21 protein-coding genes and 1 tRNA gene are annotated in these 24,379 nt (G+C 44.4%); 9 read left to right on the top strand and 13 right to left on the bottom strand.

All coding sequences use genetic code 11. The features are described from left to right. The first annotated feature begins 272 nt into the window (after positions 1-272). On the top strand, positions 273-1,811 hold the full coding sequence (locus BW716_RS21825; protein ID WP_083725962.1) for a trypsin-like peptidase domain-containing protein: 1,539 nt from the start codon (positions 273-275) through the stop codon (positions 1,809-1,811). A 299-nt stretch (positions 1,812-2,110) separates the two neighbouring features. On the opposite strand, the gene BW716_RS21820 is transcribed toward BW716_RS21825, so the two are convergent. The 3 genes from BW716_RS21820 to proS all read right to left on the bottom strand — a co-directional run bounded on the left by BW716_RS21820 (position 2,111) and on the right by proS (position 7,395). Beyond that, positions 2,111-2,872 (bottom strand): LytTR family DNA-binding domain-containing protein, encoded by a 762-nt coding sequence (locus BW716_RS21820; protein ID WP_072363242.1) that lies wholly within the window; start codon positions 2,870-2,872, stop codon positions 2,111-2,113. After that, positions 2,869-5,787, bottom strand: a complete 2,919-nt coding sequence (locus BW716_RS21815) for a two-component regulator propeller domain-containing protein (protein ID WP_083725960.1) — start codon at positions 5,785-5,787, stop codon at positions 2,869-2,871. Before BW716_RS21815 ends, BW716_RS21820 begins: the two co-directional genes overlap by 4 nt. A gap of 132 nt (positions 5,788-5,919) precedes the next feature. Further along, entirely contained in the window at positions 5,920-7,395 is a 1,476-nt protein-coding gene (gene proS, locus BW716_RS21810; RefSeq protein ID WP_083725958.1) for a proline--tRNA ligase, read from the bottom strand. A gap of 277 nt (positions 7,396-7,672) precedes the next feature. On the opposite strand from proS, the gene BW716_RS36870 reads away from it, so the two are divergent. The 4 genes from BW716_RS36870 to BW716_RS21790 all read left to right on the top strand — a co-directional run bounded on the left by BW716_RS36870 (position 7,673) and on the right by BW716_RS21790 (position 14,492). Further along, positions 7,673-8,668, top strand: a complete 996-nt coding sequence (locus tag BW716_RS36870) for a hypothetical protein (protein ID WP_179091221.1) — start codon at positions 7,673-7,675, stop codon at positions 8,666-8,668. A gap of 88 nt (positions 8,669-8,756) precedes the next feature. Then, entirely contained in the window at positions 8,757-10,337 is a 1,581-nt protein-coding gene (locus tag BW716_RS21800) for an OmpP1/FadL family transporter (RefSeq protein ID WP_083725956.1), read from the top strand. 104 nt (positions 10,338-10,441) lie between these two features. After that, positions 10,442-12,316, top strand: coding sequence for a transglutaminase domain-containing protein (locus tag BW716_RS21795; protein ID WP_083725954.1), 1,875 nt, complete (start codon positions 10,442-10,444; stop codon positions 12,314-12,316). Between the two features lie 13 nt (positions 12,317-12,329). Further along, positions 12,330-14,492 carry a DUF3857 domain-containing protein gene (locus BW716_RS21790; RefSeq protein ID WP_083725952.1) on the top strand — a complete coding sequence of 721 codons (2,163 nt, stop codon included), beginning with the start codon at positions 12,330-12,332 and terminating at the stop codon, positions 14,490-14,492. 9 nt (positions 14,493-14,501) lie between these two features. On the opposite strand, the gene miaA is transcribed toward BW716_RS21790, so the two are convergent. From miaA to BW716_RS21765, 5 genes are all read right to left on the bottom strand, one after another. Continuing rightward, entirely contained in the window at positions 14,502-15,404 is a 903-nt protein-coding gene (miaA, locus tag BW716_RS21785) for a tRNA (adenosine(37)-N6)-dimethylallyltransferase MiaA (protein WP_083725950.1), read from the bottom strand. Between the two features lie 5 nt (positions 15,405-15,409). Continuing rightward, entirely contained in the window at positions 15,410-15,988 is a 579-nt protein-coding gene (locus BW716_RS21780; protein WP_083725948.1) for a hypothetical protein, read from the bottom strand. A gap of 150 nt (positions 15,989-16,138) precedes the next feature. Further along, the gene (locus BW716_RS21775) at positions 16,139-17,572 is read right to left on the bottom strand and encodes a CCA tRNA nucleotidyltransferase (protein ID WP_083725946.1); all 1,434 of its coding nucleotides are present in this window, start codon (positions 17,570-17,572) and stop codon (positions 16,139-16,141) included. A 70-nt stretch (positions 17,573-17,642) separates the two neighbouring features. Further along, positions 17,643-18,218, bottom strand: a complete 576-nt coding sequence (locus BW716_RS21770; RefSeq protein WP_083725944.1) for an L-threonylcarbamoyladenylate synthase — start codon at positions 18,216-18,218, stop codon at positions 17,643-17,645. A 142-nt stretch (positions 18,219-18,360) separates the two neighbouring features. Continuing rightward, positions 18,361-19,491: a glycosyltransferase family 1 protein gene (locus BW716_RS21765; RefSeq protein WP_083725942.1), complete on the bottom strand. Its 1,131-nt coding sequence runs from the start codon at positions 19,489-19,491 to the stop codon at positions 18,361-18,363. Positions 19,492-19,713: 222 nt separating this feature from the next. Between BW716_RS21765 and BW716_RS21760 the strand changes: the two genes are divergently transcribed. The 4 genes from BW716_RS21760 to BW716_RS21745 all read left to right on the top strand — a co-directional run bounded on the left by BW716_RS21760 (position 19,714) and on the right by BW716_RS21745 (position 22,294). Next, positions 19,714-20,526, top strand: a complete 813-nt coding sequence (locus BW716_RS21760) for a 2,3,4,5-tetrahydropyridine-2,6-dicarboxylate N-succinyltransferase (protein WP_083725941.1) — start codon at positions 19,714-19,716, stop codon at positions 20,524-20,526. A 148-nt stretch (positions 20,527-20,674) separates the two neighbouring features. After that, a tRNA-Leu gene (locus BW716_RS21755) sits at positions 20,675-20,758 on the top strand. Between the two features lie 115 nt (positions 20,759-20,873). Next, positions 20,874-21,203, top strand: a complete 330-nt coding sequence (locus BW716_RS21750; protein ID WP_143708953.1) for a hypothetical protein — start codon at positions 20,874-20,876, stop codon at positions 21,201-21,203. After that, a complete protein-coding gene (locus BW716_RS21745; protein ID WP_083725937.1) occupies positions 21,200-22,294 on the top strand; it encodes a site-specific integrase in 1,095 nt (364 codons plus the stop codon). Before BW716_RS21750 ends, BW716_RS21745 begins: the two co-directional genes overlap by 4 nt. A gap of 43 nt (positions 22,295-22,337) precedes the next feature. Here BW716_RS21745 and BW716_RS21740 read toward each other — a convergent pair whose 3' ends face one another. The 5 genes from BW716_RS21740 to BW716_RS21720 all read right to left on the bottom strand — a co-directional run bounded on the left by BW716_RS21740 (position 22,338) and on the right by BW716_RS21720 (position 24,339). Further along, positions 22,338-22,586 carry a hypothetical protein gene (locus tag BW716_RS21740; protein ID WP_083725935.1) on the bottom strand — a complete coding sequence of 83 codons (249 nt, stop codon included), beginning with the start codon at positions 22,584-22,586 and terminating at the stop codon, positions 22,338-22,340. A gap of 109 nt (positions 22,587-22,695) precedes the next feature. Continuing rightward, the gene (locus BW716_RS21735; protein ID WP_083725933.1) at positions 22,696-22,938 is read right to left on the bottom strand and encodes a hypothetical protein; all 243 of its coding nucleotides are present in this window, start codon (positions 22,936-22,938) and stop codon (positions 22,696-22,698) included. A gap of 31 nt (positions 22,939-22,969) precedes the next feature. Further along, positions 22,970-23,656, bottom strand: coding sequence for a hypothetical protein (locus BW716_RS21730; protein WP_083725931.1), 687 nt, complete (start codon positions 23,654-23,656; stop codon positions 22,970-22,972). A 26-nt stretch (positions 23,657-23,682) separates the two neighbouring features. Further along, complete coding sequence (locus tag BW716_RS21725; protein WP_083725929.1) at positions 23,683-23,949, bottom strand: hypothetical protein; 267 nt, start codon at positions 23,947-23,949, stop codon at positions 23,683-23,685. Positions 23,950-23,970: 21 nt separating this feature from the next. Continuing rightward, positions 23,971-24,339, bottom strand: a complete 369-nt coding sequence (locus tag BW716_RS21720; protein WP_083725927.1) for a hypothetical protein — start codon at positions 24,337-24,339, stop codon at positions 23,971-23,973. Positions 24,340-24,379 lie beyond the last annotated feature (40 nt).

Raw genomic sequence — 24,379 nt, 5'->3', positions numbered from 1 at the left:
GGACTTTTTCAGTGCCCTCCCCTTATGGCTGTCCTTTTTTCTTTTTACATAACATTTTGTCCGATTCAATCGTTAATTTGTCAGTACCTCCGTTACTTTGTCACCCATTCTATTAAGATGACATTAACCTTTCATATAATAAACTGTTAAAGTAACACCAACACTGGCTGAATGAATCACTTACCCCCTTAAATTTGTATCCGAGGCACTAAAATTGTTATATTCCTTATATCAACATTTTTGCTTTCAATAAAACTTAAACTCAAAGAAATATGAAATTCCGGCAAATTGCGGCAACTGTTCTTATCAGCGCGGCCACTGCCTTTGCCAGCGTGTTTGTTTACAGCAAATTTCAGCCCCGGCAGGCAGGTCCCTATCAAAATGGATCAGACAACATTCCAGTAAACTATACCAGCTACATGCCTGGTACAGAACACAGAAACATTACTCCACCCACCGACTTCTCAGCAGCAGCAAAACTGGCAGTTCCAGGTGTGGTTCACATTAAGACAAAGATCAATCCCCGTCAGGTTACAAACAACCTGCAAAGGAAAAGAAGCGTACTTGAAGACCTCTTCGGTGATGACTTTTTCGGGGACGAATTCCAGGGTGGCGGCGGCGGACGTAAATATTATGTTCCCGGCCAGATGGCTTCCGGCTCCGGTGTACTCATCTCCGACGATGGTTATATCGTGACAAACAATCACGTAGTGGACGATGCGGACGAAATCACCGTTACGCTCAATGACTACAAAACTTACAAAGCAAAAGTGATCGGTACCGATCCAAACACTGACCTCGCGGTGATCAAAGTAGACGCGAAGAACCTGCCTTACATGCTGTATGGCAACTCTGACGAGGTTGAAATTGGTCAGTGGGTGCTTGCTATCGGTTATCCATTAAACCTGGAAACTACCGTAACTGCAGGTATCGTGAGTGCAAAAGCACGTTCTATCGGTATTAACAAACAGGCAAAAAGAAACGCTATCGAATCTTTTATTCAGACAGATGCTGCTGTGAACCAGGGTAACAGTGGTGGTGCATTGATCAATACCGCAGGTGAACTGATTGGTATTAACTCTGCGATCGCCTCTCCTACCGGTGCCTATGCAGGTTACTCTTATGCGATTCCCGTGAACCTGGTGAAGAAAGTGGTAAATGATATCATGAAGTATGGTAATGTACAACGTGCTTACCTCGGTATCAGGTACCAGGATCCGAATTCTATTCCTGAAGAGAAATGGGGTGACTATGGTATAAGAAGAGATGTGAATGGTGTAGTAGTGACAGATGTGGTAACAAGTGGTGCTGCGGCAGATGCAGGTATTCAGAAGGGTGATGTGATCACTGGTATCAATGGTGTGAATACACCTTCTATTCCACAGATGACGGAGCAGATCGCAAGATTCAAACCAGGTGATAAGATCAGTATCAGCTACCTCCGTGGTGATAAATCACGCACAGCGAATGCAGTTCTGAAGAACATTGATGGTAATACCAGTATTGTGAAAGCAACAGTGATCGATGCGCTGGGCGCGGATCTGGTGACACTGGAAAAAGGCGATGCAGCGAAGATCGGTATTCGTGGTGGTGTATATGTAGATAACATCAGCAGTGGTGTACTGAAGAAACAAACGAATATGAAACCTTCTTTTATTATTATGAAAGCAGGAGATCAGGTGGTGAGTTCAGTGGAACAGCTGAGAGGGATATTGGAGAAACAGAAGAAGGTGCAGCTGGAAGGTGTGTATCCTGAGTTGAATGGTGTGTACTATTACAATATTGATTTGACGAATAGTACTGATTTTTAATTATCGTTTTTCATATAGGTTTATAAGTTAAGGAGAGAAGAGCTCTGGTATTTCAACCAGGGCTCTTTTGTTTTAAGGGCCTTCGGCAGCAAGGAAGATCTTTATTTGTTCGGCTGACTCCTATGGGGGAGGCAATTTCAGCAAGGGCGTTAGCCTGAAAAGAGCGCGCTTCAATGCTGCCGCAGGCCATTTCCAATAAAAACATTCATGAAAGAGGGAATTCACCAATAGGGAATGAAAACCATTAAAAAAAAAATGCCCGGCTTTCGCCAGGCATCTATATTTTTTATTACTTGCAATTACAGATTTATCACTCCTTTCAACTGCGCAAAAAACTCATCTTTCTTCCGGGAGCTGATCGGTATATTCTTCTGATCACTCATCACAACTGCTGTTCCCAGGCCTTTTATAATCTTCACGATATGATGAATATTAATCAGGAAAGACTTATGTACCCTATAGAATCCTTTATCACTCAACATTTCCTCATACTCCTTCAGTGACTTGGATATCAAATGCGATACATTATTGATCAACTGGATCTTTGTATAACTATCAAACGCTTCGCAATAAATGATATCCTTCAGATCTATCACATTATACCCATCATTCACCGGAATCACTATCTTGGAAAACGCGTTGTCATTGTTCTTTACATAATCCTTCAGAATCGACGCCAGCTCATTTAACCTACCTTTTTTACTCTTCTTTACTTTTTCCAATGCATCTTCTACCTCACTCACCTTAATAGGTTTGAGCAGATAATCCAACGCGGCAAATTTTATTGCCTGCAAAGCATATTCCTGAAACGCGGTGATGAAGATAACTTCGAAGTTTAGCACAGGGAACATTTCCAATAACTGGAATCCATTATGTGGCGGCATTTCAATATCCAGAAACAGTACATCGATCTGGGTATTTTTCAGCATCTCCGCCGCGTCATGAATGTTCTGCGCCTCCCCTACTACCGTAACATCCTTACAGTAATTTTCAAGAATATTTCGCAAAATGTGGATGTTGCGGACTTCATCGTCTACGATCGCAGCTTTTATATTACTCATAACATCTTAACAATGGGAATCAGAATTTCAACGAGCGTACCCTCTTTATTGCCGAAACCTGACTTAAATTTATCAATAATTTCTAACTTTCCAACATTTCCATTAAAAGATTTTATAATCTGCAACCGCTCCCTGATCACGCTCAGGGCTGTAGATTCGTGCTTTATGAGGCGTCCGCTCTTCAGTTCATTTGCCCTGTCCCAGCCTATTCCATCATCGTCTACGGAACAGTATAGCATATCCCCTTTCAGCATCAGTCTTACCTCCAGGTTCCCGCTGCCGTTTTTAGGCGCAAGGCCGTGTTTGATCGCATTCTCCACGATCGGCTGTATAATCATAGGCGGTATATAGATTGTATAATCTTTCAATGCATCTTCTATGGCAAAGTGGTACGTAAAGACATTTGCAAACCTAATCTTCTCCAACTCAATATAACGGGTGAGGAAAGCTATTTCTTCATCCAGCGAAATATAGGATTTCCGGGAATTATTAAGCATTTGCCGCATCAAGGTAGCGAAATCTGCTAAGAAATTCAGTGCCTGCTTTTCCTCCTTCTCCATTATCAGGTGCTGCACGCTATTCAGGGAGTTGAATATAAAGTGCGGATTCATCTGGTTTGTAAGGGCTTTGGCCTCCAGTTCTGCAATCCTTCTGTTGTATTCTGTCTTGCGTTTTTCCCCATCTTTGAACCGCAGGAAGATATACCTTAATATAAATGCAACCAGCAGCAATGCCAGCAAAATCACGATTCCCCTCGCCCACCATTGCTGATACCACCGCGGTAGTATCGTCACTGTAATGGCCACTGGATGACTCCATTCACTCTTGTACTTTCTCGCCCTGATCTGTAATTCATAAGTATCTGGCTGCAGGTCAGGGAAAGGTACGATATTGGACATTGTCGTGATCCAGCCACTGCTTGTATCGCTGGAAAAATTATACTGGTACTCCACCAGGTCCGGCAGATCATAGGCGATCGCACCAAATTCAACTTCGAACGAAGCCTTGCGCTGGTATAGTAAAGTGATCTTTTTTGAAGGCAGATAGGTACTGTCGCCATACCTGATGTGACTCAGGTACACTGCAGGAGGCACCGTATCTACCGGCATATTATTGTCGTTGAAATAACTTAACCCGTTGGAAGTGGCGATGTACAATATCCCGTGCTGGTAATATACTCCCCGGGTATCGTCACTCATCAACCCATCGTTACTGGTAATATTCCGGATCAGGGTCTGGGTATGCACATCGATCACAGACACCCCTTTGTTGGTAGAAACATACAATCTGCCTACCCCATCATAATATAGCTGTTGGCAGATATCGCTCACCAGTTTATCGGCAGAGCCAATATGCTTTATGACACGATTGTTCTTTAATACGAACAAACCCTGATCTGCCGTTCCTATCCACAGGTAGCCATCTATATATTTCAGGTCTTTGACGGGTTGGTGCAGTTCTATATCCGTACCCGGTATCACCACTTTGGCTGATCCCTCTTTGCCATAGAACAACCCGGAGCCGGTACCTACATAATAAGAAGAGTCATTCACACTGGCGATAGACGTGATCTGTACATCCGGCACCTCCACAGCATAGTTCTCACCGATCACCTGGTCTTTGGACACTGCGCGGATCCTGCCATCCGGCCCTACGTCCATATCCTTCATATTCCTGATAGCTCGTAATACGGAAACCCGCTGCTGAAGGGTATTGAAGATAAACAGTCCATTGTCCGCACCGATCAGGATCTCATTTTCTTTATACGGTAAAATACTGAGGATGCTGTTTCGTCCACTGGTGGTATCCAGGTTAAAGCGCCGGATCGTATTGTTACTATCGATGGTATTGAGCACCCCTGCATTCTGGCCTACCAGCAGGATACCGGTTTTGCGGTCTTTGCAGATGCTGAAGATAGAGTGGGAATACAGCCCGTTTGTATTATCGAGATAATTAAAGTAAAAATTTTTGTAAGGAATATTGTACACGCCATCGCCGAAAGTAGTGATCCAGATATTGCCATCACGGTCTTTCAATACAGAAGTGATGTAGTGATTGTCGAGCAACTTCACCATGTGACGTGCACCTTTGAAAAAGTCTTTCAGGTAATACAATGCACGGGGAGTACCAATCCACAGGTCCTCCTTATCGAGGCATACGTTACTGATTTCATCGTTAATACCCCAATCCGGGCCATTGAAGAAACAGGTGGCTTCCTTATTATTATAGGTGTAAATAGCATTTTTGAGAATAACGATCGGGTTCTTCCGGATCCTGCCAATGAACACATCATCATCTGCGGGGTATGGAGAAGAGAGGAAGATCTTTTGTGAAAGGTTATTGCCATCCTTTAGAGAGCCGAGATTAAAATAATTCTGGAGGGGTTTGAAGATGGTATCGTTGCGGAGGAAGTAAAAAAGGTCGGTACGGCCCGGCTTATATTCTGTTCTCATGCCGCTGTAGCGGATGATCCTGTTGTCAGTATTGAGAAACCATACAAAACCAGCATAGTCTTCAAACATGTACTGCATATACTGTCCGTGAGCATCGATACGCAGCGAGGAGTCATTGGCACCCGAGTGAATTTCGTTATTGAAATAGAAAGAGGGCAATCCATTCAGGGTGGAGAACCATACCCTTCCTTTGGAATCGGCGGATAATCTTACTACATCATTGTCAGTAAGACCGTCTTTCTTAGCGTAGTTACGGAAACGTTTACCATCGAATTTGCTCACGCCTGTGGGCGTGGCGAACCAGATAAAACCTTCTTTATCCTGCACGGCGGCATACACGGTAGCATTGGCCAGACCATCCTTTACATTATAATTGCGGATCATGAGACCCTGTGCCGATGCATGATCGCATAAGCACACAGTCAACAGTATCCAACATAATATGTAACGGACTGCAGGCATGAAATAAGGTCAGATTTTTGAATATTATTTATCCGAAGGAAAACAGGACTGATCAACAGATCAGCCCTGCTCCATGAATATCTCTGAGTAGAGGAGTTAACAGGCAGCAACCCGGCCTTATCAACTCATCTTTTAATAAGCTCTCGCGAATAGTACACGCTGTGTAGAAGGTTTACCGGTCAGGATGCAGGTACCTGCTTCCTGAGGATTGTTCAAAGGAATACAACGGATAGTGGCCTTTGTACGCTCTTTGATTTTTTCTTCTGTTTCGGCAGTGCCATCCCAGTGTGCGGAGATGAAACCACCTTTTTCGTCCAGCAGTTTTTCAAACTCGTCCATCGTGTTAGCAGGTGTAATGTGCTCATCACGGTAAGCTTTCGCCTTATTGTACATCTGCGTTTGGATATCTTCCAGCAATGTGCCGATATAAGCACCCAGGCCATCCAGTGACTGACTGGATTTCTCTTTGGAGTCGCGGCGGGCTACTTCCGCAACATTATTTTCCAGATCTCTGGCACCAATAGCGATACGTACAGGTACTCCCTTCAATTCGTACTCAGCAAATTTCCAGCCAGGACGGTTGTTGTCTGCATCATCGTATTTAACACGGATACCTGCTTTTTTCAGATCGCTCATGATTTCGAACACTTTCGCATCGATCTTTTCTTTCTGCTCTGCACCTTTATATATAGGCACTATCACCACCTGCAGTGGGGCAATGCGCGGAGGCAGTATCAACCCATCATCATCACTGTGCGCCATGACCAGGGCACCAATCAGGCGGGTAGATACACCCCATGAGGTAGCCCATACATATTCCAGTTTATTTTCCTTGTTGGTGAAAGTTACGTCAAATACCTTAGCAAAATTCTGGCCAAGGAAGTGAGAAGTACCTGCCTGCAGTGCTTTGCCGTCCTGCATCAGCGCTTCGATACAGTAAGTATCGAGGGCACCGGCAAAACGCTCAGCAGGAGATTTTACACCTCTTATTACGGGCAGTGCCATATAGTTTTCTGCAAAATCAGCGTACACTTCCAGCATCTGCTCTGCTTCGGCAATCGCTTCCTCCGAAGTAGCATGGGCGGTATGCCCTTCCTGCCAGAGGAATTCTGCAGTACGGAGGAACAAACGGGTACGCATCTCCCAGCGCACTACATTCGCCCATTGGTTAATGAGCAACGGCAGGTCGCGGTAAGACTTGATCCAGTCTTTATATGTATTCCAGATAATTGTTTCGGAGGTTGGGCGAACGATCAGCTCCTCTTCCAGCTTTGCGGTAGGGTCTACAACTACACCGGGGCCGTCAGGATTCTTCATGAGCCTGTGGTGAGTGACCACCGCACATTCCTTTGCAAAGCCTTCCACGTGATCTTCTTCCTTACTCAGGAAGCTTTTGGGGATGAACAATGGGAAGTAGGCATTCTGATGCCCTGTATCTTTGAATTTTTTGTCCAATACATCGCGCATTCCTTCCCAGAGCGCAAATCCATAAGGTTTGATGACCATACATCCTCTTACGGCAGAATAATCGGCTAAACCGCCCTTCAGCACCAAATCATTGTACCATTGTGAATAGTCTTCGGAACGGGCCGTGATCTCTTTACTCATTTAAAATTTGATTATATAATTGTCGATTATTTTTCTCATTTACAACAACTTGTGCAAGCTACCCTACTTATTACACAATAAGTAGATATTGTGGCGTAATATTTGTGTTAAATATATTACCAAAAGGTAAAATGTCACAAACCTACATGAAAATCAGAAACGTGCAAATAGTTTAGTAAAATATTATGAACGGTTTAGGAATCTTGTAACGTTTACCGACATTTGAACGTTAAAATAGTGTAAATTTATAGTGTAATTCAGGCTAAAAATTCCGACAATGAAATCAGCTCCTTACCTCGCTGTACTGACGCTAATGATATTAAGTAGCTGTTCGTCAGCATATAAAACAACACAAACACCGGATGATGTGTATTATTCTCCGAGAGTTAAACCTGCCTATGCTTCCTCAAATAATAATAACGGTGGTGACAACGTTCAATATACTGATAGTGAAGATGGGGGAACATATGTTAATTACGACGATGACCAGGGGGATTATGCACGCCGTTTAAGTTTGTTCAATGACAATGCTTATTCCGGTGGTTTCTATGATTATTATGGCACACCTGGTGTTTATTCCAGCATGTATGCCAATCCGTATTACGGTTATGGTAGCTCCTTCGGCATTGGCTTTGGGTATGGATACGGCTATGGTTCCGCATTCAGCCTTGGTTTTGGTTATGGCTATCCTTACTATGGTTATGGCTATTATGATCCATTCTACTATCCTTACTACGGATATTATGGTTATGGATATGGATATCCATATTATGGTGGTTACTATGGCGGCTACTACGGTGGTCATGGCTATGGTTACGCCGGTGGTTACAGACGTGCTACACGCAATACCTCATTTGCCACAGGATCATCCGGTGGTCGTGTAATTGGTAACAGCGGTGGCCGCACCACAAGAACTGACTATCGTCCTTCCAGAGTAGTGAATGGCAATTCCGGCAACAGTGGTGGTCGTATCAGTAACGGTTCTGCAGGTTCTTATCAGCCAAGACGTACTTATTCACCAACATCAGGTGAGCGTACTACTACAGTTGACAACAGCGGTGGCCGTACTACAAGTCAGCCAAGCCGGTCATCTTATCAGCCTGCAAGGTCTTACTCACCTTCACAGCAGTCACAACCTTCTTATCAACCACAGCGTTCTTATTCACCAGCTCCATCTTATAGCCCAGGCCGTACAAGCGGTGGTGGTGGTGGTTCCTTCGGTGGCGGAGGCGGCGGTGGTCGCGTAGGTGGTGGCGGCAGAGGCCGTAACTAATCTTAAAAATGATTTGATCATTGATATTCTTAAAAATCTACCCTGGTCAAAATAGGCCGGGGTATTTTTTAACCCTTAATTCTACCATATGATGAAAAGAATGGTGTTAGCCATTGCTATGACAGGAGCCTGTTTCTCATTGCAAGCACAAAATATTGACGACGCTTTACGTTTCAGCAGCGGCGCTCCTTCAGGAACAGCCCGTGCACAGGCCGTAGGTGGGGCCCAGGGTGCATTGGGCGGGGAAGCTTCTTCCATGTACATCAACCCTGCTACAGTAGGTTTCTTCAGAACAAGCGACTTCTCCTTTACCGTCGGTGTTCCTTCTATATCTTCTACCGGTACTTACCAGGGGGTGTCCTCCAGTGATTCCAGAACGAACCTGAATATCTCTAACGCCACCATCATCTGGGGCGGTAAAAGAAAGAAACCGGGCAGTAAATGGCAGAACTTCAGCGGCGGTATCGGTGTAAACCGTACGTCAAACTATAACCAGCGTACTTATTATACCGGAGATATCCATAATTCTTCTCTTTCCTTAAATTATTACCTGGCAGCTGATGCAGCAGGAATTACCAATCCGAATGCACAGCTGGGAGGAGATCCTGACCAAACCATCCTGGCTCACTCCTCTGCCCTCGCTTATCAGACATACCTGATCAACCCTGTAACAAATACAGATGGCTCTTTTGCAGGTACATTCTACTCTGCAGCCGAAGCTACTGACAATAGTGTATACGTACGCCAGGAAAGCACCAGCTTTGAAAGAGGCGCGAATACTGAATTTGCAGGTTCCTTTGGCGCTAACTACAACGATAAGTTCTACATCGGTGGTGGTATTGGCGTTCCCAACGTGCAATACAGAAGAGACCTGACCTGGAAAGAAACGAATCTCAATACCTTAGCTACAGACCTCAACTACTTTACTACCACAGAAGTACTGAGAACTTACGGTACCGGTATCAATGCAAAACTGGGTATCATTTACAGACCGGTGAAGACGTTGAACCTGGGGGCAACTATCCATACGCCTTCCTGGATCTGGCTTACTGATGAGTACCATACAGATATGACCACGTCTACGAAGTCAAACGGAGTAAATTCATTCTCTTCCCGCGACAGCCGTTATGATGGTCTGGATGATGAATCCAAATACACCGTCCGTACGCCATGGAAAGGTATCCTGAGTGCTACCTACCTGTTCGCACCATCTGCCGATACCCGTAAGCCTACAGGTTTCATCAGCGTGGATTACGAATATGTAGACTATGCTTCCATGCATATGCGTTTCAAAAACAACGACGGTTATGACCGCGAAACAGAAACTGACAGGAACAATTCGATTAAAGATACTTACCAGGCAGCGTCCAACTTCCGCGTAGGTGGTGAGTTGAAACTGCATACCATTGCATTACGTCTGGGTTACTCCTACTATGGCAGCCCTTACAAAATCAGCAGCCTGGATGGGGTACGCTCTTACTACTCCGGTGGTATTGGCTATCGCAACAATGGCTTCTATATGGACTTAGCATTTATCTATGGTTCTTCTACCAGTTATAACCAGCCATATACCATGCTGGCAAATAACATGAACTATGTGACACCAGATGCTGCGAAGATTGAGAAAACTTCTTATACAGGACTGGCCACTTTTGGTTGGAAATTCTAAAGTTTTTATAAAATTAGAAAAGCGCTTCTGTTAATAGCAGAAGCGCTTTTTGTTTTCAGCCAAATGATATACTTTTAATCTTATACTTATTTTCCTTATACATTATGAATATCCATTCTTATACCTTGTTAATTTTGTTATTGCTACACTCCGTTTATGCAAAATCACAAGACGACCCGGACAATATCGAACTAGCCAATTCCTCCGAAACATTCGAGTTTCAATACAATACCAAACAAAAGCAGGTCACGGTAAAACAACTTATCCATAAAGACTTTGTCTGCAACAGCTTCCGCGCCACCATCCCCTTCTCCGAGCCCTACAATAACCAGGAAGAGATCACGGACCTCACGATCCTGACAGACGGCAAAAAAAACCGGACTATCACGCCCACTTACGATTATCTGAATATTGACGAATACTTCTACTCTGACCAAAAGATCTGCTACTTCAATATTCCCTTTTCCAAACAAGGGGCACACAATGAAGTGAACATCGAAAAAGCCATTCGCGATCCCCGCTATCTGACCACCGTTTATCTGACGGACTACTACCCTTCCAAACAAAAAACCATCAGCATCATCGTACCCCGCTGGATGAACATCGATATCCATACTTTCCATTTCGAAAATCAGCACATAAAAACGGAAAAGACGTACGATAAAGATCGGGATGCGGACATCTATACTTATACCGCCACGAACCTGCCTGCCATGAAGAAAAGCTCCATGAGCCCGGGGCCAAGCTGGATCTATCCTCATATTTTAGTTCGCAGCAAGCGTGCAGATTATAAAGGAGAGCAAACCGTTTACTTTAATACGACCAACGACCTGTATCAATGGTGTCATAACCTGGCTTCCCAGCTGCACCCAGATACCTCAGCCTTAGGGGTTAAAGCCAGGGAAATTACCGCTGGTATTCCGGACAAATTTGATCAGTTAAAAGCTATTTTTTACTGGGTAGAAGAAAACATCCGCTATATCGCATTCGAAGATGGCCTTGCTGGTTTCCGTCCTGACGAAGCGCACGAGGTACTGCGCAAGAAATACGGAGATTGTAAAGGCATGGCCAACCTTACAAAAGAGCTGCTCGTGCGTTGTGGTTTGGATGCAAGACTCTGCTGGATAGGTACGAATCATATTATGTACGATCATAGTATTCCTTCCCTGAATGCGGACAATCACATGATATGTGCCGTACAATACAACAATAAATGGTGGTTCCTCGATGCGACTGAAAAGTATATGCAACCCGGCATCTATGCAGAACGAATAGCCGGCAGACAAGTGATGATTGAAAACGGAGACAATGTGTTGTTAGAAAATATTCCTGTCACCACACCGGCACAAAACGCCCGCCTGTTCAAGGAATCCCTGACCATAGAAGGAAACAGTATGACTGGCAAAATAAAATACAAATACAATGGTGAAAGCAAATCTGACTTGCTGTACAACATAAACCTGACTAAAAAAGACAGGGTACAGACATCACTGGAAACTTACATCACCAACAAGAATAGTCACTATAAAATATCCAATGTCACCACTACCCGGCTGGATCAGCGGGACGGCGATCTGGAAGTAAGTTTTGATCTACAGTATCCTGATGCCGTATCTTCATTTGGCAAAGAGATGTATATCGATATCGACTACAACAAGGAATATAACAACGCGGTGATCGATACAGTAAAACGTAAAACTGACATCCGTTTCGACTGCAAAAATAATTACATCACCGAGACGGAGCTGCTTATACCTGCAGGGTATAAAATGACTTCCCTGCCGGAGGATCTGCATATTTCTTCACCTAATTTCATTTTTGACATCACCTACAAGGCCACTGGCAATAAGATCACTTACCGCAAGCAATTGCAGATCAATAACACTTATTTGCAAAAAGCCGCTTTCGGGGACTGGAATAAAGCGGTATCCGCATTATCAAAAAAATACCTGGAACAAATAACCCTTACCCAACAGTAAAATAGAACAACCTATGTATAGAAGCATTGTCATTACGGCCCTGCTATTCACCACAGGCCTGCATATTCAGGCACAGTCAAAACAGGAAAGAGCCTATCAGGCAGAAGCTGATGAGGTAAAAAAAGAAGTACAGGATGCGAAAGATCCAGCCTTTGCACAAACAGTAGTGCCTGAAAAATATCAGAATGAATCGGCAGTGATACTTGCAGTGAAGTTCTCGCTGGATGCGGATCATAGCCGGCGCAAAGATCATATTACCACGACCTTGCACGAGCGTGTTAAGATCCAGGATAAGGCAGCGCTGGAAGAATATTCTGAATTCAATATCCAGAAACTGAAGAGCAGCAGCTGGGCGCGCGGGTACAAACTGGTATCCTTTATGGGCATTCGTGTGATCAAGCCAAATGGCCAGCAGCGAGATATAGACATGAATGATGCGGTCAATGTAAAGGATGAAAAGGATGATAAAAAACAGAAGATCGCAATTGCTGACCTGCAGGTAGGCGATATCATCGACTATTATGTACGGATCAATAAAGATGCGGCTAGCTGGTTTACGAATCCGGATCCATTGGATTACAGTATTGGTGAGAAATACCCGATGCTGGACTTTGCACTGGACATCAGGGTTTTCAGGAAAATGGGTGTGTCATGGAGATACCTCAATGATGATTCAAGTGTGTTGAAGCGTACAAAGGAAGATGAAGACTACGTATTCTCTATTCATAAAAAAGATGTACCTAAAATTACGGATGAGCGCTGGTTGTATGCCAATCGTAGTCTGCCGACATTAAGGTTGACTTACAATATTGCGGAAGACATGGTGAATGGGGTAAATGAGAAAGATATCAAGGAATACCTGACTTACCGGATCATCAGTGTAGGAGCGCAGTATATGGCGCTGCCAGCTATCCTGAAGGAGTTTCCGGATGTACTTAGCAATTACAAGAAGGTACATAACAAAACAGATATGTCGAAGAGAGAGATAGCGGAACTGGCATATTATTACATTCGTTATGCAGCGCTTTACCGTGAGCAGGGGGGCCTGGGCGCGGATATAGAAGTAGGACAGAACAGGAAATTATATTCACCAAGGTCTCACTTTGTGGCCAATGCATTTCGTCAGTTATTATTGAAGTATGATATTGATACAGATCTGGCAGCGGCGGTGCCACGTAGTGTAGGTACGCTGCAGGATGCGGTTTCACTGGATGACCTGGAATATTTTATCATTGCTAAACCAGATGATCAACCTATGTATTGCTACCTGGGATCTATGTTTAGTTATCCTGATGAGTTGCCGACCGGACTGGAAGGACAGGAAGCTTATGCGGTAAGTGTGACGGGGAGCAAAGGGGAAAAATCATCCAGTTTCAGAAAGATCACATTGCCTGTAAGTACTGCGGCGCAGAATGTAGATGCTGAGAAACTGAATATCAGTTTTAATGCAGAGAACCTGCAAACGCTGAATATTGACAGGATGATACGTGCAAAAGGACAATATCGTTATCAGTATGTAGATATGTTGCTGTATGAAGATATGTTGGAAGAGGAAAGAAAAACATTGAGTATGTCTACCACTTTCGAGCGTGATCTAACAGCAGATAAAAGGCGGTTTCCAGAATACAAGGCGGCGTTTGCAAAGGCACGGAAAGATATGGATGAAACGGTGAAAGATAATATCTATACAGATTATAGTATTCAGCCTACGGCGGTGACTTATTATAAAGTGGCGGATCAGGGACTGGAGAAACAGAATAAGCCGTTTACGATGCATCAGTCATTTACCATGGATGGTTTTGTAAAGAAGGCGGGGAATAATTATATGCTGGATATCGGAAAACTGATCACAGGTCAGATAGAATTGACACCTGAAGAAAGGAAGCGTACTTATGATGTGCATATGGCGTTTCCGCGGACGGTGTCTTATGAGGTGTGGGTGAATATTCCGGAGGGGTATACATTGGAGGGTGTGGAGAATCTGAATAAGTCAGTGATCAATGAGACCGGGCAGTTTGTGAGTAGTTCGAAGGTAGAGGGGAATAAGCTGGTGGTGAATATTACGAAGAGTTATAATCATCAGCATGAGACAGTAGGTGCGTGGGGGCAGATGATGGCGTTTATGGATGCGGCGGCGGATTTTACGAAGCAGAAGGTGTTGCTGAAGAAAATATAAATGCTTGGGCTACGGCCCAAGCGTTTTTTTTATATCTTCCAACAACCCCTCTCCTCTTTCATACCACTTAATTTCTTTATCTTTTTTAAACCACGTCATTTGTCTTTTCGCATACTGCCTGGTGTGAATGACTACTAATTCTTCGGCTTCCTGCAGCGTGGTCTTCCCATCCAGGTAATCAAATATCTCCGAATACCCCACCGTCTGCAAAGCATTATGACTCCTGAATTCCTGCACTGATCGCACCTCTTCTACCAATCCATCCTTCATCATCTGCCTCACCCTTGTTTCAATATTAGCATGCAACTGTGGCTTCTCCAACTCAATCCCCGTCTTGATAATTTCAAAATCCCTGTTGGTTTTATTTCCTGTCCGGAATTCCAAAATCGACTTTCCGGTAGTTTCAAAAACTTCCAGGGCCCTCATTAATCGTTGCGGGTTCTGGATTTCGCCCACGGCATAAAACCCGGGATCTTTCGCTTTCACTTCTTCCTGCAACCACGTCAATCCTTCCTGCACATACTGTGAAATAATGGATTGTCTAACTTCCGTTGGCGCAGCAGGTATATCATCAATTCCTTCACAAAAGGCTTTTATATACAGACCTGTACCGCCACAAAGCACGACGACATCATTGTTCCTCCACACTTCCTCTGCATATTGTAATGCTAACTTCTCAAAGATACCTGCATTCACTTCTTCACGAATGCTATGAGAATTGATAAAATAATGGGGTACAGCCGCCAACTCAGCAGCACCGGGCTTTGCCGTGCCGATACTGATCTCTCTGTAGCACTGCCTGGAGTCTGCAGATATTACCGCGGTATTAAAATATTGGGCTACCCGTACAGCCATCGCCGTTTTTCCGGCAGCCGTAGGACCTGCTATTACGATTACTTTCTTATCTCTCATGTAAATTAATACATGTCTTCACTGCCGGCATCCTCCATTCCTTCATCATCCGCTTCACTGTTTTCATCCTCCTCTCCTTCTTCGCCAAATCCATCTTCACTCATCCCCTCTTTATTCAGGTCATACTTCTCCTCCATCTCCACCAGCTTATCACCTACCAGTCCTTTTGTACCGTACTGGCTAGGCGCCAACCCTTCTTTCCTTACACATAGCGGATAGGTCACCCTAGAATTTTCATCCTTGGATACCCCGATCAATTCCACCAGGAACGTCCAGTTCTTCGCAAAATCATAGAGGTATATAAACTTCTGATTAGGCGTTTTCACTGCTACCCCAATGACAGTTTCTTCCATCAGTAATGGATCTACCTTGCGGACTACATTGTCTTTTTCGAGAATGATCTCCCTTCCCCGTTGCCAGTTATCGTTGCTACGGAAAAAAGTCGCTTTATGTTTATTGTCAAATTCGAATGACTGCAAAATGACTTGGTGGAATTGTAAAAATGTCTGGTCTGGTTTAATGGAAATATCCCTGTACACACTTTCGTCTTCTTCCCAATAAACTCTGAATTTCAAAACAGGCATGACAATAAAGGATTTTATTGAATAATTGGATGCTTCGTCTCTGGTTTAAAGCTAATAATACATAAATAGCTATAAATACACAAAAAGCTATTATATATCAATCATCAAACCTTAACTCAGAAACATCACCACTTTACTAAATTAACAATTTTATTTAACTGGTGTCAAATCCATCTCTTTTGCCTTTTCCAGCAGGAAGGCATAAGCGGCATCGTAGGTATTGGGTATCACCCCATCCAGGATGGCTTCGCGGATGGCACTTTTCAGATCACCAACGGTTCTGCAGGGCGTCAGGTTAAAGGTTTCCATGATCATCTCACCTGTTACCGGCGGTTGCCAGTTACGCAGACGATCATTCTCCTCTATCTCCTTCATGCGCTGTCTTACCAGTTCATAATCATCGAGATATCTCCGCACTTTGGATACGTTCTTCGATGTGATATCTGCTTCACAGAGCATCATTAAGGCTTCTACATCCTCTCCTGCTTCGAAGAGCAGGCGGCGTATTGCAGAATCAGTGATATTCTCTTTCGTCAGACTAATAGGCCGCTGGTGCAGTTCTACCAGTTTCTTCACTAAGCGCATAGGTTCATGCGTAGGGAGTTTCAGTCTTGAGAAGATGCGGGGAACCATCTTGGCTCCTACCATCTCATGTCCGTGAAATGTCCATCCATGGCCCTGTTCATAGCGTTTGGTGGCGGGTTTACCGATATCGTGCAACAGAGCAGCCCAGCGTAACCAAAGGTCTTTTGTATTTCTGGAAATATTATCGACTACCTGCAAGGTATGTGAAAAGTTCTCTTTATGCCGCTTGCCATCAACCGTTTGAACACCAGCAAGATCTACCAGTTGCGGGAAGATGATCTTCAACAATCCGCTCTTAAACAACAGGTTCAAACCTATAGAAGGCACTGCAGACAACATGATTTTATTCAGTTCGTCGGTAATACGTTCCTGGGAGATAATCTGAATGCGGTCTGCCTGCTCTTTGATAGCCTGAAAGGTATCGTCAGCAATAGTAAACTGCAGTTGGGAGGCAAAGCGGATGGCCCTCATCATACGCAGGGGGTCATCGCTGAAAGTCTGGGCAGGTGCCAGTGGAGTACGGATAATTTTTGCATCCATGTCCGCCAGCCCATTAAATGGATCTATCAGGCTTCCATAATCTTCTTCATTGAGGCTGATAGCCAGTGCGTTGATAGTAAAATCTCTGCGCAGCTGGTCATCCTCCAGGGTACCCGGTTCCACGTCGGGGTTGCGGGATTCCTCTCTGTAACTTTCTTTGCGGGCGCCTACAAACTCAACTTCAAATTCATTCCATTTTACCTGTGCGGTGCCATAGGTTTTAAAGAAGCTCACCTTAGCATTATCAAAGTAAGTAGCCACTTTGTGTGCTAAGGCAATGCCATCTCCTACGCACACCACATCCAAATCTTTGGTACGGCGGTTCAGCAGTTTATCACGCACGAACCCCCCGATCAAATAGCAGGGCATGCCCAGTTCATGGGCTGCTAACGCTATCTGTTCCAACACTTTGCGTTCCTGTAAGGTACAGGGTATGTCAATAGGCTTTCTGCTGATCATATTTAAATAAAACGGCAAAAGTAGCTTTTTTTAGCCGATAGTCCATGGTCTCCTCATCAGGGTGTGAGTACTACTCCCTTATTACTTGTAAGGTACCGTCTTTCAATAACTTAACAATACGGGATGGCTGTCGGGGGGTAGTATCTTCCTGTCGGTAGGCTACAACATAATCTACGCCATTTTTTACGGCAGGGTCAATGTCTGCGTAAAAAGCGGGGGAAGGTTGGCCGCTCAGGTTGGCGGAAGTGGAAACCAAAGGTTTACGAAGACGTTTCACCAGGTGACGGCAGAAGGGGTCCTGCACGAGGCGGATAGCCACGGTACCATCTTCATTAATAATACTGGGAGCAAGGTCGAGGGCGCCTTCGTAAATGACAGTAGTAGGGCGATCAAAATTAGCGATCAGATCGGCAATGGCCGGATCGGGGTGAGCGACGTATTTGAGGAGGTCTTTTACGTCGGCGAGGAGGATGACGAGGCTCTTTTTTTCGGGGCGTTGTTTAAGGGAGAAGACTTTTTTTACGGCATCTTCGTTGGTTGCGTCGCAACCAATGCCCCAGATGGTGTCTGTGGGGTAGAGGATTAATTTTCCGGTTCTTAAGGCGGCGAGAGCGGCCGTTACGTCATTTTCAAAATCGGTGGTCATATGTTATAGACTTTGGAACGGGGGTGTTTTGTTTTAGTTAGTGATTTAGAGGCTTTGGTAGACTTTTGTTAGTTACAAAGCCGATGATTCTGGTTTATAGGGTTTGGTGCACCTTCATCAGTTACGAAGCCGATCTTCTCATTTACAGGCTTTGGTACACCTTCATCACTTCCGCTGCACATTTTTCTCTTGTAAACTTTTCCGCTTGTCTTAATCCCTTTTCTTTCAGCTCTTCTATGAGTGCGGGGTTATTAGCCACCTCTCCCATAGCATTCGCTATTGACGCAGGTTTCGCCGGATCGATATAAAGGGCGGCATCCCCGGCAGTTTCACCAAAGCAGGAACCACTGGAAGTGATCACGGGTGTACGGCACCACATCGCTTCCAGAATAGGTATTCCAAATCCTTCAAAGAAAGATGGGTAAATCAGCGCTTTAGCTCCCTGGTACAAAGCCGGCAGATCATTATAAGCGAATTTCACCGTATCATTTACGAGGATAACGCTCTTTTGCAACCCGTTGGCGGCAATAAAATCCATCACCTTTTTCTTATAGCTACTGCCACCACCCACAACTACCAAAGGTATATCCAGCTTACCTTTCAGCTGCACCATAGCCTGTAAGATACCTAACAAATTCTTTCGTTCAATCAACGATCCAACATACAGGAAATACTCCTTCGGAAAGTTATATTTCTCCAGCATTTGCACAATTTCCGCTTTGCTATGTTGTACACCAAACGACTCATCACAACTTTGATAAGCGACCGCGATTTTGTTTGCCGGTGTATTATAATACGTAATCAGATCCTGTTTAGTTTGCTCACTGATCGCAATGACCTTATCAGCGTATTGGCAGGCGTATTTAGCCTTTTTACGATACGTCTGCACATCAATGGGATTGTATTGTTCCGGGTTGCGTTCAAAGATCAGGTCGTGCATGGTAACAATACTTTTGACACCGCTCTTGTGAATGCCGAAAGGGATCTCGTGACTTAAACCATGATAAATATCAATGCCTTGTTGCGCCAGTTCACTCACTACATATTTGCTGCGCCACAGTCCTTTCAGCAGGCGATGCAGTGGCTTTTGAGGCAATATGGTGGTCATATTGCCAAAAGCAGCGGTGCTGTACATACCTGTTAGTTTGGGTGCATACAGGTAGTAGTGGTGCTCCGGGTAATAGGTAGCCAGAGAACTGATCAGGGTCCGGCTGTAATTGCCGAGACCTGTGTTATTCTGGAAAGCCCGTTTGGCATCGAAAGCAATATTCATAGTATGGTTTAAAGGGGGGTAAAGGTAATAAATAAAAAATTGGGAGGTGGGGAGGTTGAGGGGTGAGGAGGTTAGGGTGTTGGGAGGTTGAGGGGTAAGGAGGTAGTTGGTTGGGAGGTTAGGGCATTGGCGCCTTCATTGGTGTTTTCCGGCTAATCAGGAAAAGCATCAGTGAAAAATTCCCCCCTCTTTTACTATGTTTGTGAAAAATTTCGATACACAATGGAGCTACAAGAACTCATCCAGGCTGCCTGGGGAAACCGCAGCCTGCTACAGGAATCTACTTACAGCGATGCTGTCAAAGCTGTTATTGAAGCTGTAGATAAGGGAAAGATCAGGGTAGCAGAACCCACAGGAGAAGGCTGGAAAGTCAATGAATGGGTAAAGCAGGCCATCCTGATGTACTTCACCATCCAAACAATGGAAACCATAGACCTCCCACCATTTGAGTTCTATGACAAAATGAAGCTGAAATCCAACTATAAAGATCTGGGTGTTCGTGTAGTACCTCATGCGATTGCACGTTATGGTGCTTTCATCGGCAGAGGCGCGATCCTGATGCCATCTTACGTAAACATTGGTGCATACGTAGACGAATGTACCATGGTGGATACATGGGCGACTGTAGGTTCCTGCGCACAGATTGGTAAGAATGTACACCTGAGTGGTGGTGTTGGTATTGGCGGTGTATTAGAACCACTGCAGGCTAGTCCGGTGATCATCGAAGATGGTTGTTTCCTGGGTAGTCGTTGTATTGTAGTAGAAGGTGTGATAGTAGAAAAAGAAGCGGTACTGGGTGCGAATGTGGTATTGACTAAGTCTACCAAGATCATTGACGTAAGTGGTCCTGAGCCGGTAGAGTACAAGGGTCGTGTACCGGCACGTAGTGTGGTAATTCCAGGTACATATACTAAGAAGTTCCCTGCTGGTGAATACCAGGTTCCTTGCGCACTGATAATTGGTCAACGTAAAGAATCTACAGATTTGAAGACGAGTCTGAACGATACGCTGAGAGAGTTCAATGTAGCTGTATAAGCTGGATGCTCTTGAAAAGAAAGGCTGACCTTTTAGGGGTCGGCCTTTTTTGTGTAGGTATGGTTGGTAGTTTGAAAATTTTCTATATAAAAATTTGGAATATTGGGGAAAGTGTATACCTTTGCAATCCCTTAACACGGAATCAGTTGCCCAGATGGCGAAATTGGTAGACGCACTGTGTTCAGGTCGCAGCGCTCGCAAGGGTGTGCTGGTTCGAATCCAGTTCTGGGCACTTATAAGCCTTACAAGTCATTGATTTGTAAGGCTTTTTTATTTTCGCGAGTGTCGGATTTTCATGCTTTTTAGGCCTTTTTCCCACTATTTACGACACTCAAATGACACTCGCAATGACACTCAAAATTGCAGGCACTCCACCGGAACACAACCGGAATCTAACCAAGAGATTTTTGCATCAAAAATGGGTTAAAAAGGATTATTTGACACCCGGTTTGACACTCACTATGACACTCGCTGCTGGCAGTGAAACACAAGCCTATATGGCAGTTCTGCCATTTTGTACGGGATGGTTTTCAAAATTATTTTCAAGGTTGTTGTTCCCGCTTTCTTTCACAAACTTTCACCGGATGGTGGCTGGGTTTAGCTACTTCGCTTTTACTGTTGGCATGGCATACTCATTGGGCTTCTCTCCCGTAACCTTTAAAAATGAAATCCTATGAACATTGGAGAAAAGCTCAATAAGAAAGGAGATAAGATTTATTTCTTTTATGATTTAGGTCGTGGCCCCGGACAGCGACCTTCTACCGGCATATTTATTTATGCCAACCCGCAAAACCAGATTCAAAAGAATTTCAACAAAGAAGCATTGAAGATACTGGAGACTAAAAAGAGCCAGTTAACAATCGAGCAGCAGGCGGTGGGTACACCAGTTATCCCCGCTCATAAGTTCAAGGCAAACTTTGTTGAGTATTTTGAGGATTATATCAAATTAAATAAACGAGAAGGCAACCGACATCTGGCCTGCTGTCTTACCAAGTTTAAGGCTTATATCAAAAGTGATTTTATCTCACCGGTAGATATTACGGAAAACTTTTGTAAACGGTTCCGGCGGCATTTGCTGGATACGCTGACTGGCGAAACTCCGGCCAACTATTATGCACGTTTCAAATGGGTGGCGAAAGCTGCCACTAAGGATGGGTACTTCAGGAGCAACCCGACAGAGGACATCCCGGCAGTACGCAATCCAAGCGCTGCGTTGAAGGAACACCTGGAATCAGAGGAATATGTTGCGTTACTCAATACTCCCTGTTTTAACCAGCAGGTGAAGCTGGCATTTTTGTTTAGCTGTTATACCGGGCTTAGATGGGTGGATGTAAAAAGGCTGGAATGGCAGGACTTACAGGGTGGTACATTAATTACAAGGATCATACAGCAGAAAACAGGCAAGCCAGTAGTGCTCACCCTGCACCCTATAGCCCTTGCTATTCTGGAAGAGATAAAACAACTATCCCTGGGTAAAACTACTTCTACCAATAAAGTATTCAGCCTGCCTACGGCAAATGGAGCTAACAAGGTGTTGGGAGAATGGATTAAACGGGCTGGTGTCAATAAATACGTAACATGGTCCTGTGCAAGATTAAGTTTTTCCATACTATTAAAGGATAAGAACGTGGATGATGTCACTATTGCTTATCTGATGGGGCATACAACTACAAGGCAGGTGCAGCAGACTTACAAAAGGCATAAGCCCAAAGATCAGTCGGAAGCGATCAGTCACTTGCCTTCTTTTAATATTGCGGGTTTCCTTTAGGCTAAAGCAACAGGGCTATTCATCATCGAATAGCCCTGTTTTACTATGCAGCTCTTAATTTGACCTGCGGGGTTGCAGCCTGCACTGCCGCCGTTTCACCGGACAGCATCTTGTCTATATCTTCTTTCCTGTAATAACCACTATTGGTTTTGTAAACCCCATATTCTTCACAGTTCTTAGCGAACTGCGTTCGGCCAAGGTTACAATAAATCAGCGCTTCTTCTGGTTTTAGGAAGGGTTTAAAACAGAGTGCAATTGCTCGCATGATTAGTAGATCGTCACGTTTTATCATACCGTATAGTTGAGTGTTGAAATTTTACCTTTCTGTAAGAGTAAGGGTTAAGTTATTGGGTAACGAGAACCACCACGACAGGTAATCCTGCGGTGGTGGTAAACTGGCGTTAATCTTCATCGTCATCATCCTCTTCTTCCTCATTCTCATGGTAATCAGAGATAATGTCTTCAGCTTCATGGATGGCATCCCGCTGTTCTTTTTCGTACTCTACTTCAATAGTAATGTATCCATCCTCTTCATCTGTGCCTGTAATGCTATTGGTGATATCGTTTTCCAGTAACACATCGGCTACCCGGATCAGCACATCTACAGGCACCTGTAATTCACGTTTTGTAATAACTGTTTGCATAAAATAAATGGATTTTAAGGTTATGAAATGATTATTCTGAAAAGCTGAGTTCACGGAACTTTACCAGCGGCACCATAGCAGCCAGCGTAAAACGACAGGCAATGATGGATGCTTTACGGTTAAGCGTTAAACGGAATCGTGTATTGCCTTTGGGTTTAATGTTATGAACAATGCGGTCAAGCTTATGTATAATGTCTTTTACCAGCGCGGTATAGGGATAATCGGTGGGCAATTGACTGTAAGGACGGGCTGCCGCCATATCAGCAAACGAATCCCGCAAAAGAACTAATGTCTCGTTGGGTATGGAAGTCATATTGCTTAAACGAAGCATGTTTTCCAGCAGGCAACGCAGTCGAAGGCTTACCCATTTTACAGGCTGTATGGCATAGGTTCCCCAATATTGGTCTGGGTTTTCAAATACAAATGTGTAGTTATTACAATCCAGGCATTCCTGCACCGTTTCCAGGAACCGGGAATATACTCGCTGGTAGGGCTGGTCTTGTTGCCTTACCATATAATCTGGTTTATCTACATCTGTTTTTGCTTCTGCCTGCAATACTGCTGGTTCATTACCGGTTAAGGCATTAGTTTCTGCCTCTGCCAATGCCAATCCGTTCCGTTTGTAAAATGCCAGCTGCTTGCAGGTATCACTGCAATATTTACGGGTACTTCGTAAGGCTTGCATGGGTGTGCCGCAGTATTGACAGGTAGTTGTCATTGATTTCAGTTTAACGGTAAACGATCTTAATAGTCGATGGCTTCGTTCTGTGGAGTGCCTTTAACGTAATAATTATAATCACCCAAGATGCCAATGATGTTTTGTAAGGCTTTCTGGTGTTTAGGATTACCCTGGTGGTGGGTGATTTGCACCAGCAGGGTGCCTTCCTGCTCATTAATGCCTTCTACCTGCCAGTGGAGGCTGTTATTGAACAGGATGCGAATGATGTCCAGTAATACATCCATCGGGATCGTGTGAGAACTGGTTGTGGCTGGTTTGTTAGCACTTTGCATGATGACGTGTTTTTTAAGTTCTTAATCCATTAGCGAGATACCGGTTACAGTATGATGGTTATCGCTTATGGCTTTGTTATGGTTTTGCTTGTACCGCTTCTTCCACTTCTTTACCTGTTTTTTCAGCCTTTCTTTTTCAGGGGCCTGGGCTGGCGGTGCCGGGTGCTTTTGTGTATATAACCAATAAGCCAGCAGGCAGAGACCCGCCACAATGATCAGCGGATGAGCCAATAACTTATACCATTGTTGTAATCCCTCCTTTTCTGTGGGTAACACACCAGATAGGCGGTTTAACAGGTCCTGCGGAGCTATAGGCGTTTTGGGGGCATTCTCCCTTGCCGCTGCTGGATCAGGTGGTGCTTGTTTTGAATCAGGTGTTATTGTTGACATACAGGTTGGGTTTACCGGTAAACGGAAGTGATTTTTTACG

Origin of the sequence: [Flexibacter] sp. ATCC 35208 (assembly GCF_001975825.1) — a bacterium.
In the GTDB taxonomy this organism is placed as follows: Bacteria; Bacteroidota; Bacteroidia; order Chitinophagales; family Chitinophagaceae; genus Chitinophaga.
Note: the sequence above shows the minus strand (reverse complement) of the source record. Positions and strands in the feature narration are given on the sequence as shown.